The organism is Bordetella holmesii (assembly GCF_020735985.1).
GTDB lineage: Bacteria > Pseudomonadota > Gammaproteobacteria > Burkholderiales > Burkholderiaceae_B > Bordetella > Bordetella holmesii.
This window is the reverse complement of sequence record NZ_CP085973.1, coordinates 2,705,612-2,717,087: the sequence shown is the minus strand read 5'-3', so window position 1 is coordinate 2,717,087 and position 11,476 is coordinate 2,705,612. Positions and strand designations below refer to the sequence as shown.

At 60.6% G+C, this 11,476-nt stretch carries 11 protein-coding genes, 1 tRNA gene and 5 pseudogenes; 10 read left to right on the top strand and 7 right to left on the bottom strand.

Features of this window, described 5'->3' with window-relative positions; all coding sequences use genetic code 11:
* A tRNA-Ile gene (locus LK440_RS13010) sits at positions 1–79 on the top strand.
* 87 nt (positions 80–166) lie between these two features.
* Here LK440_RS13010 and LK440_RS13005 read toward each other — a convergent pair.
* Positions 167–295 (bottom strand): annotated as a pseudogene (locus tag LK440_RS13005) (transposase); the annotation flags it as partial.
* A gap of 61 nt (positions 296–356) precedes the next feature.
* Between LK440_RS13005 and LK440_RS13000 the strand changes: the two are divergent.
* A pseudogene (locus tag LK440_RS13000) lies at positions 357–1,210 on the top strand (IS3 family transposase).
* 398 nt (positions 1,211–1,608) lie between these two features.
* On the opposite strand, the gene LK440_RS12995 reads toward LK440_RS13000, so the two are convergent.
* A complete protein-coding gene (locus LK440_RS12995; RefSeq protein ID WP_005011997.1) occupies positions 1,609–1,761 on the bottom strand; it encodes a hypothetical protein in 153 nt (50 codons plus the stop codon).
* Between the two features lie 211 nt (positions 1,762–1,972).
* On the opposite strand from LK440_RS12995, the gene LK440_RS12990 reads away from it, so the two are divergent.
* Complete coding sequence (locus tag LK440_RS12990; protein WP_005011999.1) at positions 1,973–2,650, top strand: HD-GYP domain-containing protein; 678 nt, start codon at positions 1,973–1,975, stop codon at positions 2,648–2,650.
* On the opposite strand, the gene LK440_RS12985 is transcribed toward LK440_RS12990, so the two are convergent.
* Positions 2,629–3,105: a PaaI family thioesterase gene (locus LK440_RS12985; RefSeq protein ID WP_005012000.1), complete on the bottom strand. Its 477-nt coding sequence runs from the start codon at positions 3,103–3,105 to the stop codon at positions 2,629–2,631. The two genes, LK440_RS12990 and LK440_RS12985, sit on opposite strands and share 22 nt — an antisense overlap.
* Positions 3,106–3,207: 102 nt before the next feature.
* Positions 3,208–3,855 carry a LysE family translocator gene (locus LK440_RS12980; protein ID WP_025341340.1) on the bottom strand — a complete coding sequence of 216 codons (648 nt, stop codon included), beginning with the start codon at positions 3,853–3,855 and terminating at the stop codon, positions 3,208–3,210.
* A gap of 176 nt (positions 3,856–4,031) precedes the next feature.
* Between LK440_RS12980 and LK440_RS12975 the strand changes: the two genes are divergently transcribed.
* From LK440_RS12975 to LK440_RS12950, 6 genes and pseudogenes are all read left to right on the top strand, one after another.
* Positions 4,032–4,184: a hypothetical protein gene (locus LK440_RS12975; protein WP_162303199.1), complete on the top strand. Its 153-nt coding sequence runs from the start codon at positions 4,032–4,034 to the stop codon at positions 4,182–4,184.
* A gap of 168 nt (positions 4,185–4,352) precedes the next feature.
* The gene (locus LK440_RS12970; RefSeq protein WP_005012002.1) at positions 4,353–5,090 is read left to right on the top strand and encodes a flagellar brake protein; all 738 of its coding nucleotides are present in this window, start codon (positions 4,353–4,355) and stop codon (positions 5,088–5,090) included.
* Positions 5,091–5,259: 169 nt separating this feature from the next.
* Positions 5,260–5,814, top strand: a pseudogene (locus LK440_RS12965) (GntR family transcriptional regulator); the annotation flags it as partial.
* A gap of 123 nt (positions 5,815–5,937) precedes the next feature.
* Positions 5,938–6,677, top strand: a pseudogene (locus LK440_RS12960) (ABC transporter substrate-binding protein).
* Complete coding sequence (locus tag LK440_RS12955) at positions 6,677–6,964, top strand: SelT/SelW/SelH family protein (RefSeq protein ID WP_005012005.1); 288 nt, start codon at positions 6,677–6,679, stop codon at positions 6,962–6,964. The pseudogene LK440_RS12960 and the gene LK440_RS12955 overlap by 1 nt, the downstream one beginning before the upstream one ends.
* 30 nt (positions 6,965–6,994) lie before the next feature.
* Entirely contained in the window at positions 6,995–7,891 is an 897-nt protein-coding gene (locus tag LK440_RS12950; protein ID WP_005012006.1) for a LysR family transcriptional regulator, read from the top strand.
* Positions 7,892–7,897: 6 nt separating this feature from the next.
* On the opposite strand, the gene LK440_RS12945 is transcribed toward LK440_RS12950, so the two are convergent.
* From LK440_RS12945 to LK440_RS12935, 3 genes are read right to left on the bottom strand one after another with little or no spacing between them, the layout of a single operon-like run.
* Positions 7,898–8,476: an amino acid synthesis family protein gene (locus LK440_RS12945; protein ID WP_005012007.1), complete on the bottom strand. Its 579-nt coding sequence runs from the start codon at positions 8,474–8,476 to the stop codon at positions 7,898–7,900.
* Between the two features lie 25 nt (positions 8,477–8,501).
* Entirely contained in the window at positions 8,502–9,455 is a 954-nt protein-coding gene (locus LK440_RS12940) for a Bug family tripartite tricarboxylate transporter substrate binding protein (RefSeq protein WP_005012008.1), read from the bottom strand.
* Positions 9,456–9,503: 48 nt separating this feature from the next.
* On the bottom strand, positions 9,504–10,412 hold the full coding sequence (locus LK440_RS12935) for an NAD(P)-dependent oxidoreductase (RefSeq protein WP_005012009.1): 909 nt from the start codon (positions 10,410–10,412) through the stop codon (positions 9,504–9,506).
* A 137-nt stretch (positions 10,413–10,549) separates the two neighbouring features.
* On the opposite strand from LK440_RS12935, the pseudogene LK440_RS12930 reads away from it, so the two are divergent.
* Positions 10,550–11,461: pseudogene (locus tag LK440_RS12930) on the top strand (LysR family transcriptional regulator).
* Positions 11,462–11,476 lie beyond the last annotated feature (15 nt).

The following is an 11,476-nucleotide window of genomic DNA, read 5'->3' as shown; positions in this document are numbered from 1 at the left end:
GGGCCTCTAGCTCATGCCTGGTTAGAGCAGCGGACTCATAATCCGTTGGTGCCGAGTTCGACTCTCGGGGGGCCTACCAAGAAAGACGCGGGTCTCGGAGTAATCCGAGACCCGTTTTCTTTTCCGCAATCTCCGACACTACCTCGTAAATGGGGACGGTCATTCATCAGACCCGGTTGATTACGCCATTCCAACCGCATTGGGCCAAGACCCGCATACGGTAATTCTCAACGTTTCTAAAGCCGTAAGCCCGGCGAGAGAGCATCTCCATTTTTGTATGGAAGCCTTCGGTGATGTGACCTGCTCCCCGTGATTAGTACGAAATCGATGTAGAGTCCGTTCCCAAAGGAATGGCAATGAAGAAACGATTTACGGAAGAGCAAATCATCGGCGTGCTCAAGGAAGCCGATGCAGGTGCCAAGCCCGCAGAGTTGTGCCGCAAGCACGGAATCTCCGAGGCAACGTACTACAACTGGAAGGCGAAGTTCGGTGGCATGACGGTGTCGGACGCTCAGAGGCTCAAGGAGCTGGAGCAGGAGAACAACAAGCTCAAGAAGCTGTTGGCCGAGTCGATGCTGGACAAGGCGGCGCTTCAGGATCTGCTAAGCCGAAAGTAGTCAGCCCGCAGGCCAAACGCGAGGCGGTCAGGACATTAATGACCGAGCGCGTGGTTCGCCCAGCGGCAATCGCGCCGAATCAGAGTTGGTCAATGGACTTTGTGGCCGACGGCCTAGCCTATGGCCGCCGATTCCGCTGTTTGACTATCGTCGATGACTACACTCGCGAATGCCTGGCCATCGAGGTCGATACGTCGTTGCCGGGACTGCGTGTTGCCATGGTGCTGCAACGGCTGGCGGAGATGCGTGGCCTGCCGCGATCTATTACCGTGGACAACGGGCCAGAGTTCGCCGGAAGAGCCTTGGACGCCTGGGCCTACCAAGCAGGCGTAAAGCTGTCGTTTATTCGGCCGGGTAAGCCGGTGGAGAACGCTTATATCGAAAGTTTCAACGGCAAGTTCCGCGACGAATGCCTTAACGAGCACTGGTTCTTGTCCCTGCGACAGGCTAAAAGCTTGATCGAAAACTGGCGAGTCGAGTACAATACCGATCGGCCTCACAGCGCGCTCGGATATTTAACGCCGGCGCAATTCGTGCAGGCTCATCAGAAAGAAGGTCTTTTACCCCTGGGCTCTATGTCGGTGCCGTACTAAATCTGGGGGCAGGTCAGTTCGAATCGGAGCGGTTGTCTTTATGACGGTAAGTACGAAGCCGGCGAGCGAGATTATGCGGAGCGGGAGGCGCGGCGTCTGAATCTGGCGGAGGTTGCGCGCCTGCGCCGGGAGTTTGGCAAATGAACCGCGTTCAGTCGCGTGCATGCCGGAGCGCAGGAGCGAGCAGCGGGATCCGCCATCTCTGGCTGAGCGCGACGTTGTCGTTCGGCCAGGTGCGAAGGGGCCTTCCCCCTGCCACCGAAAATGGCGGATGCCGTCTTAGTCGATATTAAAAGCGGGTGGCGCTGTTGAAGGGGACTTCGCTGCTGTCTGGCGCCCGCAGATCCGGAGCTCGGCCGTTGAGATCGGCGATCTGGATCTGTGCCAGGCGAGTGGCATCATCGATGCGCGGTCTGGGCCGCAGGGTAGTGTTGCTGGATATCGATGCGCTGTTCGGTGCCATCTGGCGCCACGAGCAAATAGCTGACACGCCAATCACCATCTTGACCAATCGGCCGCTGCACCCGGAAATCCCAACTCTTCGCTGTCATCACTGTCTCCTGGACTGGATGCTTCCATCTTAGCCCGGACCGCCATACCCGGGAGCACGATATGCGATGTTGTGACATATTCTGCTACAATTTGCGTTTTACGTAGTCGCTTGGCCCTTTCCTTCATGTTTTTTCCCCCCGGTTGTCTGTTCGAGCGGGCCTGCTGTTTATCTAGGCCAGTCTGTTGCCCGCTGTGCCGTCAGGAAAGACGATGGTGGCTGATGATCCCACGTCAGATTGTCCGCCGGCCGATGCCATGGGCCGTATTCGTGCCTTGATGCAAGCGCTGACTGAGCGCGATCCGCATACTGCGGCGCATTCTCAACGTACCGCGCGCATCGCCATGGCCCTGGGCGAGGCAGCCTGTCTGGGCGAGGCGGACAGTTATGTGCTTGGCGCCGCCGCGCTGTTGCACGATATCGGCAAGCTCGGTGTGCCGGCTCGAATTCTCGAGTCCAAGGGCAAGCTCGAGGGCATGGATTGGGCGCGCATGCAGGAGCATTCGATTCTCGGAGAGCGAGTAGTGCGCGCGGCCGACCTGCCATTGGGCGAGCAGCTTGCGCGTGCAATACGCCATCATCACGAGAATATCGATGGCAGTGGTTATCCGGACGGCCTGTCGGGTGAGCAAATCGAGCTATCGGCGCGCATGATCAGTCTGGCAGATGCCTACGACGCCATCTCGTCTGCGCGTTCCTATCATGGTGGGCACAGCCATGAGCAGACCATGCAGATTTTGATGGGCGAAGTCGGCCGCAAATGCGACCCAGGCCTTTTCGCGCTGTTCGTGGGCGAAGTTGCTCCGCGTGTCACCGGCGCACGGCCCTGGCCCGAGGCGGACGATGCGGCCTGGCGCGCTATACGCTGCTATTGTGAGGGGCTGGACTGACCCTCGTCGGGCTTGCCGTGCATGCACATCAACGTTTGCTGGCCGACAGCAACCAGTGTGCTCACACCATCTTGCACTCCAAAAACCTCCATCTGGCAGATGGTCAGGCTGCGTCCGTGGCGCAACACCTTGCCGACGGCTTCCAGGCAGTCGCCACGCGCGGGTGCCACAAGATTGATCTTGAACTCGATGGTCAGTACCGAGCTACCCTCAGGAAAGAGCGTGTAGCCCGCATAGCCGCCTGCGGTATCGGCTATGGCGCTGGTTGCACCAGCATGAAAGTAGCCGTGTTGTTGGGTGAGTTCCGGCCGGAAGGGCATGCGTATTCTGACGCAGCCGTGACCGACTTCGGTCAGCGTGGCGCCAAGGTGCCGCATCAGGCCCTGTCGATCAAAACTGTGACGGACGCGGGTGCATTGCTCGGGGGTGAGGTCGGGCTCGCTGGGTAAATCCATGATGGCAGATCTCCGGGGCAGGGCGAGAGTACAGGCTTGATGGTATGACGCAGACGAGTGCAAGGGGTGAGATGCTGCCACTTGAGACCTTCGGTGCCATAGTCACCGGCTCGGCAACGGGTCCCGGTTCACAAGCAGCCAGCCGGCAATGCTCAGCATGGCCATGCCCAGCACGCCATCTTGAAAACGCATGAACCAAGGGTTGCGCATCAGCCAGCCGCGAATGCGCGAGGCGCCATAGGCCATGCATGCCCCGGTGCCCAGGCCCAGCATTTTGGACAGCACAGCCAACAGCAACATCTGCACCCAGATCGGGCCTCGCTGTGCATCGGTGAACTGCGGCAAAAAGGCCACCAGGAAGAGAAAGACTTTGGGATTGAGCAGGTTGGTGAACAGACCCTGCCAATAGGCGTCGCGCGCCGAGTCTGCGGCAGACGCGGCCTGCAGATTCACATTGGGACGCGCGCAGCGCCGCAGTGCCCGCACGCCCAGATACATCAGATACATCGCGCCCAGAATCTTCACGGCGGAAAATAACGTCGGGGAGTGCTGGAACAGTGCTGCCAGCCCCAGCACGACCAGGGGAATCTGCACGAAACCCGCTGACCACGTTCCCAGCACGCTGAGCCAGGCAACCCGGAAGCCTTGGGTCATGCCACGGGTAAGCGTCAGTGCCATATCCGGTCCTGGCGTGAGTTTGAGCGCGAGGTCGGCGGCCAGAAAGAGCATCAGGGTTTGCAATGTTGGCATGATGGTGAGGCAAACGGGAACGCAGCAGTGTAGAACAACGACATCGAAATGCCGCAAGAGATCGCAATACCACGCTAGAATTCGTCCCAGCGAAAACCGCCTGTGCGGTCCGGCACATGAATGTTGCGCAGCGTTTGGGTGGCCTTGAGTCAACTACGAAGATGTCGATACGAGCCTTGCTCCTGATTTGTTTGACGCTGTTTATGGCGGGATGCGCCAATCCGGATGACTTCGCGCATCCCGGGCCACCGCACCCCGGAGCCGCCAATCCTTATAGCAATGGCGGTTTTCATGACGCCGGCCCCAACTACCCCAACACCGGACGTTGAGCGAGTCAGGCGGCGTTTGGTCGGCGCGCACCCGTTTTATCTTTGCGATTGCCGTTTTTTAGGGGCCAGATGCCCGCCGTTGGTGTGTAATTTCTGGTAAATTAAAAAGTTAAATTGTCACACACCGCAGCGGCCGGTTGCTGCAAGGCCTGCCTCTGACACAAAGCTATGGACCACGAAGACTATCTGGTCACGGGACGTCTCGAAATCGTGCATCTGCTGCTGACTATCATGCAGCGGCAGTCACTGGTGTTCATGCATGTGCCTGGCCGTCCCATCAATAGCGTCACGTCGATTCTGGCTGTGGATGCTGACCGCGGTGAACTGTTTCTTGATGCGGCCCAGGAAAGCAGCGTCAATGATCGCATTGCTACGGGCGAGCGCGTGTCTCTCGAGACATCGCTGGATAATATCCGCGTGTCGTTCTCGGGCAGTGAAATCGCTCCAGCCGTGTACGACGGCCGTTCGGCGCTGTGTATGCCGTTGCCAGCGGCCATTTCGCGCATGCAGCGGCGTGACTCGTTCCGCATCGAGGTCCCGGTGCTCAAACTGGCCACGTGGTCCATGGCTGGGCGCCGTCTCACCCTGGCCATCAAAGACATCAGCTCGACCGGGCTGGCCTTGAGCGATGTCGATCAACAGATGGATACCTCTCCCGGCGTCGAATATGACGGCGTATTGAGCCTGCCCGAAATCGGGGTGTTTGCCCTGACCCTGAGAGTCGTGCATCACGCAGACCAGGACGCGGGCAAGGGCAAGATCTTGCGCCGTATCGGCTGTACCTTCGTGGATCTTGAAAACGGCATCCGTATCCGTATCCGTATCCGTATCCGTATCCGTATCCGTATCCAGTCGTACGTGAATACGCTGCAACGCGCCATGATTGCGCGTCAACGCGGCAATTGAGTTTCTTCGCCTGCCAGCCTCCCAGGGATCCAGGCCGCAGGCCGGGTGCCTAGGCGGGCGGCGCGGCATCCTGCGCTCTCCGTAGCGCGCGTCCGATGGGCGCATCCCTTGAAAACCCAGCTATCCTATAGGTGAATCCATTATCGGACCCGGAGGATGGGAGGGGTGCGTGACCGAGTCCAGTGTCGTATTGCTGCGTCTGGAACAGTGGCTGCAACAGAGTAGGCCGCCACGCGGTACACACTTGCCTGCTCAGCAACTGGCTGATCTGCTGGCGGTGTCGCGCTCTCCCGTCAGCCATGCCCTGGCTGTGTTGGCCGAGCGAGGCTGGCTGCGCCGCCAGCCTCATCGTGGCTATTATGTTGACCGGTTGCCCGAGCCGGGAGGTGATACTCGCAGCGTTTCTGCTCCCACCGGTCCAGTTGACGATACGCTGCAGCCGCTACGCATGTGCATGGCCGTAGTGCCGGCGGCCCTGCTCGAACCCGGCTACCGGATCGAACCCACTGTCATGCGGCGCTTGCGTCAACAAGAAAGCCGTATGCACGCCTTGCACGACGCCGCGCGCGCCCAACTCGAGTTGGACTTTTATGTTGCCTTGACCGAGGCGGCGCGCAACCCTTATTTCTCGGATGCCATCAGGCGGTTGCCGCAGCCATGTGGACTGCGCAGCGTCAAGGACACCCATTGGCGTGAGCATGTGGGGCAGCGGCTGGCCGTGCTGGACTTGCTTGAGCATGGCTACAACGAGGCGGCCTCACGCCTCATGACGAGTCATTTTCGCAGTACGCTTAGCGGCTTGGCCGAACAGAGCCAGGCCTCTCGGCAGGTAGAAGGAGAAAACAAAATGAAGCTGGATGACAAGATACGCGCCGCCTTTCTGGTCGAGGGGCGGCTGCGCGCCTCGATCAATGTGGGCAACCCGATTTTGGCGCGCAGACAAGAGCAGGGTGGCGCGGCCGGTGTGTCGGTGGATCTGGCTCGCGAGTTTGCCAAATGGTTGCAGGCCGATCTGGAGCTGGTGGTGTTTGCATCGGCCGGTGAATCGGTCGATGCCGTTGCCGCGGAAAACGCCGACATCGGGTTTTTCGCCATTGATCCTAAGCGTGCCGAGCAAATCGCCTTCACCCCCCCCCTTACGTCATCATCGAGGGGGCCTATCTCGTGCGGGAGGACTCGCCTCTCATGGCACGGGAGGAGGTCGATAAGCGTGGGCAGACGGTGATGGTGGGCAAAGGCAGCGCCTACGATCTGTACCTGACCCGGGAGTTGCAGTATGCGAGCATCGCGCGAGCGCCCACCTCGCCTGCCGTTGTCGAGTCCTTTCTGGCGCAGGGGGCGGATGTTGCAGCAGGCGTGCGGCAGCAGCTTTTGGCCGATGCTCGCCGCTTCGGTGGCCTACGCATGCTCGACGGGCATTTCATGCTTATTCGCCAGGCCATGGGTCTGCCAAAATCGCGTGGGGCAGCCGCTCAAACCTATCTCGCTTATTTTGTCGAGCAAATGAAGGCCACCGGCTTTGTCGCAGCCGCTTTGCAGCGCCATGGCATCGAAGGCGCTGCCGTGGCGGGTCCGGGAGACCGCTGATGGATGCTCCGCGTATCGCCATCCATTTTTGCACGCAATGCCAATGGTTGTTGCGTGCGGCCTGGATGGCGCAGGAATTGCTTTCGACGTTCGGCACCGATCTTGGCGAGGTGGCGCTGGTGCCTGGCACTGGCGGCGTGTTTCGTATCGACTATGCGGGCCAGACCTTATGGGATCGCAAGGTTGATGGCGGCTTTCCGGACGCCAAGACTCTAAAGCAAAGAGTGCGTGATCGCTTGGATCCCTTGCGGGATCTGGGCCATGTCGATAAGCATGCGGCGCGCTGAGGCACGGCTTGTGTGCCTGGATCGCATGTCATGACGCTCAAGCAACTCGAAGCCTTTTATTGGGCGGCGACCTGTGCCAGCTTTGCCGTGGCCGCGCAGCGCCTGCATCTGTCCGTGTTTTCGCTGTCCAAGCGCATCGTCGAACTGGAAGAAACTCTCGGCCAGGAGCTGTTCGACCGCAGCGGGCATCGCGCCGTGTTGACCCCCGCCGGCGACAGACTGGTGCCGCAGGCGCGTGAGCTGCTTGCTGCCGCCGATCGCATTCGGGCCAGCATGGCTGTGCGGGATGCCTTAGCGGGGCGATGCCGTTTTGGCGTAGGTGAATTGAGCGCCTTGACCTGGTTGCCAGCTTTGATTGGGCGGGTGAGGCAGGCCTACCCATCGTTGGCGCTGGAGCCTTACGTCGACGTCGGGCAAGTGTTGGAGCGCAAGGTAGCCGATGGTGAACTGGACTTCGCCATCATTGCCGGGCGCTCATCCCGCGCGGGCATGGCTAGCGTGCCCGTTGGGGAGGCTCGTTTTGTCTGGGTGGGGGCACCGCGAGCTGTGGGTCAAGCCACTCACGTCACACCCGAGTTGCTACGTCTTTGCCCCCTGGTGTCGCTGCCGGAGGGGGCGGGCACGACGCGCCTGTTGCAGGCTTGGTTGAGCCCCTTGGCCGAGGCCGAGCAGCGGCTGCACTGCAACAACTGGGGGGCTATCGTGGGGATGCTGGTCGAGGGCACCGGTGTGGGTTTGTTGCCGGAGCATTGGGCGCAGGCGCTGGAGCAAGACGGTAGTCTGCGCATATTGAGCAGTGATCCTGCTCCAGGTGCCTTGCCCTATTCGTTTCAGTACCGCCGTGACGATAGCCGCGTACTGGTGGAAAAAATGCGTACAGAGGTCATGCGCGCGGTGAATTTCTCCGCGCGTTGCCGTCTGCCCTGACCAGACTCAACGCTGGCCATCGTGCACGGTCACCGCTTCTTTGGTCAGGCCTCCCAGGCGTGCGTGCACCCGCCCGCCGGTGCCCATGACCAAGGCAAACAGAATTTCATCCGGCCTTGGGGCATCCTGGATACCGATCTCGATGCTGTTGAAATGGCTGCGTACATAGGAGGCATGGATGTAGTGCACCGGCACCATCAAACGGTAGCCTGCCGAGGCGACGGCTTTGACCGCCGGAACCATGGCTTTTGGTTCGCCCAGCACCGTGCGCATGGCCCAGCCGCCCGCCTCGTGCCAGACAGCTCCATGTTCCATTTCACCGTTGATGCCGACGATGGCGGCTTTGCTATAGACCTCGATATTGTCTTTGCCCAGGGTGTCGACAAGTTCCGTGGCCAGCAAGGTGCCCAGGGAACGCAACTCGGCCATAAAAGGCATGAGATCGGGCTCATAACGGCCTGCGTAGGGGTTGCGAATGACCGCGCATGACGCCGCCAGTTTGAGAGGGTTGGCAGGTGCGGGTCCGTTCTCGTGATAGGTGGTCTCGACGATGAGTGTGCGCTTGCGGATGTCGATCAATGCCATGGCGGGAAATCCTTGAATGTGAGGGTTATTGCGCGGGAATGCCGGTTTCTTTGACGATGGCGGCCCATTTGTCGATTTCACTCTGGACAAAAGCGCCAAACTGCGCAGGGCTTTGTGTTTTGACGTTCAGCCCCTGGCGCGCATAGGCCTCGCGCACGGCGTCGGAGTCCAGGGCTGTATTCAGAGCGAGCGCCAAGCGGTCCGTGATTTCCGGCGACAGTGCAGCAGGGCCCATCAGGCCAAACCAGACGGTCAGGTCAAAGCCCGGGGCGCCGCTTTCGTTCAGCGTGGGAATATCCGGTGTGAGAGCAAAGCGCTCGGGTGTGCTCACGCCATACACCTTTACTTTTCCGGCGCGTGCCTGCTGTAGGCCATTGGCCAGGTCGGTGAAGGTCAGGTCCACGGTTCCGCCTATGACGTCGGTCATCGCCTGCGGCCCGCCGCGGTAAGGGATGGGTGTGACGTTCATCTCCCCCATGGCAGCGAGTTTGGCACCAAAGACCTGGGCGCTGCCCGAGCCGTAGGCATAGGTGAGCATGCCAGGGTGCTGACGCCCGTAGTTGAACAGTTCGCCTACATTGGTGCCGGGCACCTGGTGACCACCGACCAGGAGGTAGGGGGTCTCGGCCACCGCGCCTATCGGCGTGAGGTCGCGCGCCGGGTGGTAAGGCAGGTCTTTGAACAGGCTGACGGCGCTGGCCGCCGTCGAAACGCCAACCACCACCAGCGTGTAGCCATCCGGCTTGGCACGGGCGACCTCGCCCGTGCCGATGATGCCGTTGGCCCCTGGTTTGTTCTCCACCACGATGGGCTGTCCCAACTGCTCTGCCATTGCCTGGCCGAGGCTGCGTGCCACCACATCGGTGATGCTGCCGGGCGGGAAGGGGACCATCATGCGTATAGGATGATCCGGGTAGGCTGCTGCGGCCGGTCCGGCCACGCCCAGAGTCATGGCGATGGCGAGCAAGGTCTTGATCATGGTGTTGTCTCCGTTGTCGTTGTCGTTATGGGTTGCCGCCGTCACGGCTCAGGCACCAGGGCAGCCCTGATCGAGATAGCGATGAATCGCGGTGTTGTCGCTGCCCGCTGGCAAATGGGCCTGCGCAGCCTTCCACACGTTGGCGCACAGGGAAAGCTGGCGTGCGTTCAATCCTGCCAATGTCTGCAGTGATTGCGCCGTATCCAGATCCTTGGCCATCAAGGCCAGCGCGAAACCGCCGTTGTAGGTCTGCGGAATGATGAATTGTTTGAGCTTGGTTTCGGTGGCCACGTTGCGCCCGCTCGAGGCATTGAGCACCTCAGTCAGGATCGTCGGATCCAGATCCATGCGCTGGGCGATGGCCAGGGCCTCGGAAGCGGCCAGCAGGCCAGCCGCATAAACATAGTTGTTCAGCGCCTTCATGGCGTGGGCGGAGGCCACTTTACCCGTAGGGATGATGGTCGTCCCCATGCTGCCGAGGACGGGGCGGGCTCGCTCCAGGTCTTCGGCCCTGCCGCCCGCCATGATGGCCAGAGATCCATTGGCGGCCTTGGCTACGGCGCCCGAAACGGGGGCATCCAGCAATGTCAAACTGCGTGCGACCAGGGCCTCGGACAGGCGCAATGTGTCGGCAGGATTGGACGAACCCATGTCGATGAGTAGCGCACCGGGCTGCAGAATGTCGATCAGCCCAGCCTGGGCTTGCGATCCGAGCACCACGCTATTGGTGATCGGGCTATTGGGCAGCATCGTGATGACGGCGTGGCAATCGGCCAAGTCTTCCAGTTTGGCGGCTCTGTGCAACCGGGTGCCCCAGGCGGGGTGGCGAGCCAGGCGCTCAAAAGGCGATGGCGCATTGTCAAACGCGAGAATTTCCCAGCGATCATCCCGAGCCAGGTTTTCCAGCATAGGCAGGCCCATCATTCCCAATCCGACAAAGCCCAGTTTGCGAATCATGCATATTCCTTATCGAAACCTCCGGAACCTTCCGGAGAGAATCGAAAATCCTAACCATAGGCCAGGCGCAGGCGGTAATGCGAACTTGAGTCCGGGGTATAACGTTCTATTATCAATGTGGGTCGAGGTGGCGAAGAATGCGCTTTAAACTCAGACAGATGGAGGCGTTTCGTGCCGTCATGTTGACCGGCTCGATGAACGGGGCAGCGCGCCTGCTATTTGTCTCTCAGCCGGCCGTCAGCCGCTTGATCAGCCATGCCGAACAGACGCTGGGATTGTAGTTGTTCGAGCGCGACAAGGGCAAGCTCACCCTGACCTCCGAAGCGCAGCGCCTTTTTCAGGAAATCGGGCCGTTGTTCGATGAAGCGCTGCGCATCGACGAACTGGCACGCGATTTGGCCACGCGGCCAGAAGGCACGCTCAATTTATGTTCCAGTCCGAGCCTGGCCTTGAATTTTCTTCCGCCCGTGCTGGCCCGTTATCTGGGCGAGCATCCTGATGTGCGGGTGAAGTTCCACACGACCTTGCTGTCCGATATGGCTCACGAGTTGCTGGGGCGGAAAGTGGAGCTGGCCATCTCCGTGCTGCCTATCGATCATCCCAATCTTGTCGTCGAGCCATTTGCCTCGGGCAGGATGGTCTGCATCCTGCCGCAGCATCATGCCTTGGCTGCCCGTCAGGCCGTGAGTCTGGAGGAACTGGCGCGGGAAAGGCTGGTGCTCTACAACCGCAATATTCCTTTTGGCCAACTGGTGTCGGCTGCTTTTCAGCGCGCCGGAGTCGCCTGGCGCCCGGCCGTTGACATTGAGCGTGCCGAATTGGCGTGTGCGCTGGTGGGCAGCGGGGCGGGGGTGGCCATTGTCGATGAGTTCTCTGTCAGCGGTAAAGGTTGGCCAGAGATTGCCATCCGTCCCTTGCACCAGTCGATCCCGTTGGCTCTGAGTCTGGTGCGTTCCCGTTTCGAGCGCCAGAGCCGTCATGTCCAGCGCTTCGTGCGCATGCTCAAGGCTCACGCGCCTGGCACGTCGCCCGCTAGCCTTGCCCCGTGATCGGGGCATGCGCTA